Annotated in this window: 4 protein-coding genes; 2 read left to right on the forward strand and 2 right to left on the reverse strand. The window is 72.9% G+C overall.

Annotated features, from left to right (window positions below; all coding sequences use genetic code 11):
* Window positions 1–757, reverse strand: a 757-nt coding sequence (locus PROKR_RS03885; protein ID WP_036959690.1) for an aminotransferase class I/II-fold pyridoxal phosphate-dependent enzyme, incomplete at its 3' end; no start/stop codon positions are given.
* Window positions 758–897: 140 nt separating this feature from the next.
* Between PROKR_RS03885 and PROKR_RS03890 the strand changes: the two genes are divergently transcribed.
* The gene (locus PROKR_RS03890) at window positions 898–1,644 is read left to right on the forward strand and encodes a pyridoxamine 5'-phosphate oxidase family protein (RefSeq protein WP_281171669.1); all 747 of its coding nucleotides are present in this window, start codon (window positions 898–900) and stop codon (window positions 1,642–1,644) included.
* 246 nt (window positions 1,645–1,890) lie between these two features.
* On the opposite strand, the gene PROKR_RS30495 is transcribed toward PROKR_RS03890, so the two are convergent.
* Complete coding sequence (locus tag PROKR_RS30495) at window positions 1,891–3,858, reverse strand: HNH endonuclease (RefSeq protein ID WP_157601875.1); 1,968 nt, start codon at window positions 3,856–3,858, stop codon at window positions 1,891–1,893.
* 344 nt (window positions 3,859–4,202) lie between these two features.
* Between PROKR_RS30495 and PROKR_RS03900 the strand changes: the two genes are divergently transcribed.
* Window positions 4,203–4,663, forward strand: a 461-nt coding sequence (locus PROKR_RS03900; RefSeq protein WP_036959692.1) for an EamA family transporter, incomplete at its 3' end; no start/stop codon positions are given.

The raw sequence follows: 4,663 nt of genomic DNA on the forward strand, positions 1-4,663 counted from the left end.
CGGCCCGGGCCGCCGCCAGGAGGGCGAGCCGGTCCGCGGCGGGCATGACCCGGCCGAGGGGGTGCTGGTGCGCCGGCGTGACGTACGCGGCCGCGCACCCGGTCAGGTCCGTCACGGGGGCCAGGGCCGGATGGTCGACGACGACGCGGCCCGACATGCGGATCGACTCGACGGCGGCGCGGTAGCCGGGGTCCTCGACCAGGACGTTTCCGGGGCCGAGCGCACCCAGGAGCTGGCGCAGGGCGTCGGTGGAGCCGGCGGTCAGCAGGATCTCGTCCGGGGCGACGGTCAGGCCGCGGGTGCGGGCGAGCCGCTCCGCCAGGGCCTCGCGCAGCTCGGGCAGACCGCTCGGGTCGGGATAGCCGCGGGGTGGCCTGGCCATGGAGACCTCCCGCCACGCGCGGCGCCAGCCCGCGAGGTGCCGCGGGTCGATCCAGGGCGTGCCCGCGTCCAGGTGGGTGTACTGCGGCTCCCGGGAGGCAGGCCGGTGAGTGCTGGGCTGCGTCGGAAGGGTCTCCCCGGAGGTGACGAAGGTGCCGGCACCGCGCCGGGTCGAGACCCAGGCCTCGGCCAAAAGCTGGTCGTACGCCTGCTCGACCACGGCGCGGGACACCCCGAGGTCGGTTGCCAGGGCGCGGCTGGAGGGCAGGCGGTCGCCGGTGCCGAGGGTTCCGTCGGTGACCAGCGCGCGGACCGCGGCCGCGAGCTGGGCGGGGAGGGGTTCGGCGCGGGCGCGGTCGAGCCGGACGGGGAGCATGGGCTGGCTTTCGGCGTGGGCGGTTCGGGAGCGGTGCGATGTCAGCGGCCTGCTGAGGCAGTGGTCCCTGGGTAGTGGCCTGTTCAAGTCGCGACGAACTGGCCCGTGTGCGTGGGCCACTTCGGGCCCAGGCTAACGGCATGACGACGCCCCAGCCTTCCTCCGTCTCCGCACCGCCTGCCCCCGGCGCTGTCCCTCCTGCCCCACCTGCTCCCGACACGCTCTCGCCGACGGCCCGGACGACGCCGACGCGCGGCCGGAACCGGCAGGTCGACGACCGGCGTCGGCTCATGGCGTTGCTCGACGACGCGCTCATCGCGCACCTGGGCGTCGTGGCGGGCGCGCACCTCGTGGTCCTGCCCACGGCCTTCGGCGTCGACCCCGCCGGGCCCGACGACGGCGGCACCCTGTACCTGCACGGATCGGTCGCGGCGGGCTGGCTTGCGCCGGCGCTAGAGCACGACGTGTGCGTCACGGTCACGGAGCTGGAGGGTCTGGTCCTGGCGCGGACCGGCTTCCACCACTCGATGAACTACCGGTCGGCCGTCGTGATCGGCCGGCCGCGACGGGTGACCGACCAGGGGGAGCGGCGTCGGGCGCTCGACCTGATCGTGGACCACATGGTCCCCGGCCGGTCCGCCACCCTCCGGCCGCCGACCCGCAGGGAGCTCGCCGCGACCGTCGTGATCGCGCTGCCGCTGGCCGAGGCGTCCATGAAGCAGCGCGAGGGCGGCGCCACCCTCGAGCCGGGTGACCTGGAGCTCGACGGGTGGGCCGGGCTGGTGCCGGTGCGCCGGGTCGCCTCCGCGCCGGTCACCGAGGACTACGTCACCGACGAGGTGCCGGAGCTGGTGCTGCGCCGAGCCGCGGAGCTCGGGCGGGTCTAGTGCCGGTAGGCCGACGCTGCGTCGCGTGCACGTCCGGCCGGGTACGTGCTGGGAGCGAGGTTCCAGGTCGCCAGGTCGCCGGTGTTTCCGAGGGGCTCCCGTGCCGCGCGGGTCTGACCTTGGAGACTCGCTCAGAACGGTGGCTCGCTCGGCTCGCTCCGTGGACAGGGAGTTGCGGGGTCGTGGCTTCGCGAGGAGGTGCAGCCTCGGGGCGGGTGGTCCTGGGTCCCGAGCAGGTGCCGGATGTCATCGGCAAGGCTGGTGATGTCCGGCCCGGGGTGTGTCGTGTTCGGTCACGCGGCGCCCGGTCGTGGCGGGTGGTCGGTTGTAGGTGTGACCGGTTGGTGCGGTCCAGGTCGTGACCCCGGTGTCGGGGTCGCGGGTGACGTCCCAGCCGCCGTGGGTCTTGGCCAGGTGGTGTGCGCGGCACAGTGGTTGCAGATTGCTCGCGCGGGTCTGCCCGGGTGAGTCGGCCGGCTGGGTGGTCGGGTCGAGGTGGTGATCGTAGGGGTGGATGTGGTCGAGGTCGGCCCGTTGGGCGGGGCGCTCGCATTGCGGGAAGCAGCAGGTCTGGTCCCGTGTGGTGACGGCTTGGCGCAGGATCTTGCCGGGTTGGTAGGTGGTGGTGGAGTAGTCGGTGAGGATCCCGGTGACCGGGTCGGTCAGGAGGCGTTGCCAGGTCGCGTCGGTCGCGATGCGGGCAGCGGTCTGTGCGGGGATGGGTCCGTACCCGTCGAGTTGCCCGGGGGAGTCGTCGAGGCCGAGGAGCATGGTGGCCGGGACGGTGACCCGGATCTGGGGCTTGACGGTGATGACGCGGATGGTGGTGCCGTCGCAGGTGCAGCCCCCGCAGGAGCAGCCGGTGGCGGGCACGGTGGTGCGCGGCAGGCCCGGGTCCGGCGCCGAGTCCGACGCCGAGTCGGTGTCGTTCTGCCCGGTCGGGCTTGCGCTCTGGTCGCGCATGGCGGTGGCGGCGGTGGTGTGCGTCTCGTTGCTAGCTGGTTCGAGCGAACCTGCGGGCCGTGGGGGCACGATGATGCGCCCGGTCGTGATCGCGACGAACGCGTCGGCGCGGGCTTGGGCGAGGGTGCGAGTGGCCCCCGGCGTCCTGCGGATGGTGTGGGCGACGGTATCGATGGCGTCCCAGACCGTGGTGGCGTCGGTGGCGGGCAGGTTGGCACTGATCCAGGCCATGGAGTTGTCGGCGGGGTCGATGAACACGGCGCGGCGGGTCATCGCCTGCTTGGTCACCTCTGTCGCGCCGTGCAGGCGAGTGGCGTGATGGTTCATCTTGTCGCGCAGCCAGCGGCGGGTGTGGTCGGGGGCTTGGGGCAGGTAGGTGGTGATCGCCCGGTCGCGTTCCTCGGTGGTCAGGGGGTTGCCGGAGCGCAGCAGGATGTCTGCTTTGGCGGTGTCGATGAGGCCGTCGTGGAGGGCCTTCATGACCTGGGGGTGTTCGGACAAGCCGGTGCCGCGGGCCATGAGCTTGTTCGCGTCGGTCTGCGGGATGCGTAGGCGGGCGCTGATCTCGGCGGCCGCGGTGGTGTGTTCGGCGGTCCAGCCGCGGCGTCGGGCGATCTCACCGGTGGCACGCGACTGCATCGCGGTGGCCCAGGAGACGACGTCCTGCCAGCGGGCCGCGACATCGACGAGCTCGGCGTCATCGGTGTCGGCCAACTCGACAGCGGCCAGCACACCGACCAGCTCGGCACCCACCGGCAGCGCGGGAAGAACTGGCTCGGCTGCCGGAGCGACGGACGGCGCGTGGCTCGAGCCGGTGTCGACAGCACCCCCGGGCGCGGACCCAGTCCTCAGGCCGTGGCCTGCCCAGGTCACGCTGGCTGGGGAAAGGGGGCCCTCGCCCGTCGTCGAGAGCACACCCCAGTTGAGGCCGCGGGGCAGCGAGGTCATCTGCTCACCGCCACCAGTTCCAGGGTGGTCGATAGCAGCGAGGGCAAGCCGCAAGGAACGTTCCACGATGCTGACCGCACCACGGTCGGCTGCGCTGCCTTGCTCGGCCAGATTCTGCTCCATGCGCACCCCTTGTTCAGTAAAGCCGCCAATTAGATATCCATCCATCGAATATATGTTCGATCCGAACTGACCGCATCTCCAGTTCCAAGGTTGTGGACAACCGATCGCGCTTCCAAGTCCTGGGTCGGGCCGGCCGGCTACCGGGGCCCCGGACCCGACCCAGACCCTACGCGCGCTCACCGACACAACTGGCTCGACCCGACCGGCCCGACCACGCCGGTCCGACGACGCCCGGCCGACCACGCCAGACCCATCCGTAGCGAGCCACCCGTGAGTGCCCGGCTGCCGTGCCCGGTCACCCGCCTTCGGATCACCCGAGACGCCCGTTCCGGCGCCCGAACCCCGCTGCTAGCATCCCGTCCGTGGCTCCGAACTTCTCCGTCCTCCCGCCCCCGGTCGCCTGACCGGAGCGGCACCGCGACCGGCCCGCACGGGCCGGCGCCGAGGCGTGCTCCGTGACGATCCCCGTCCTCGGAAGTCCCTCGGAACGGGCCGGTGCCAGGCGCGACCGGCCAGGAGCACACATGTCATCAACTCGAATCGGGCTGCTGCTCGTCTGCCTCGCCGGAGTCCTGTGGGGCACTGGCGGCCTCGCCCTCGAGATCCTCCGCGACCACTCGTCGATGACCGTCCTGACGGTCAGCGCGTATCGCATGCTGATCGCGGCCGTCGCACTGGTCGCCGCCTCGTCCGTCCTGCGGCGGGGGCCGCAGCTCGTGGCGCTGGCGCGGGCCCATCCGGTGCGCGCCGTTGTCGTCGGGGTGGGGACGGGCGCCTACCAGGCGCTCTACTTCGGCTCCGTGGCCACCGCGGGCGTCACGGTCGCGACGGTCGTCAGCCTGGGTCTCGCCCCGGTCCTTCTCGCCGGGGCGGACCTCGTCCGGGCCCGACGCCGGACCGCCCCGCCGCGCAGCACCCTGCGCCTCGGGCTGGTCGTCTCCGCGGCGCTGTCGGGGCTGGTGCTGGTCAGCGCCGCCTCGGGGGC

The sequence above is a fragment of the Promicromonospora kroppenstedtii DSM 19349 genome (assembly GCF_000515355.1).
GTDB classification, from domain to species: Bacteria; Actinomycetota; Actinomycetes; order Actinomycetales; family Cellulomonadaceae; genus Promicromonospora; species Promicromonospora kroppenstedtii.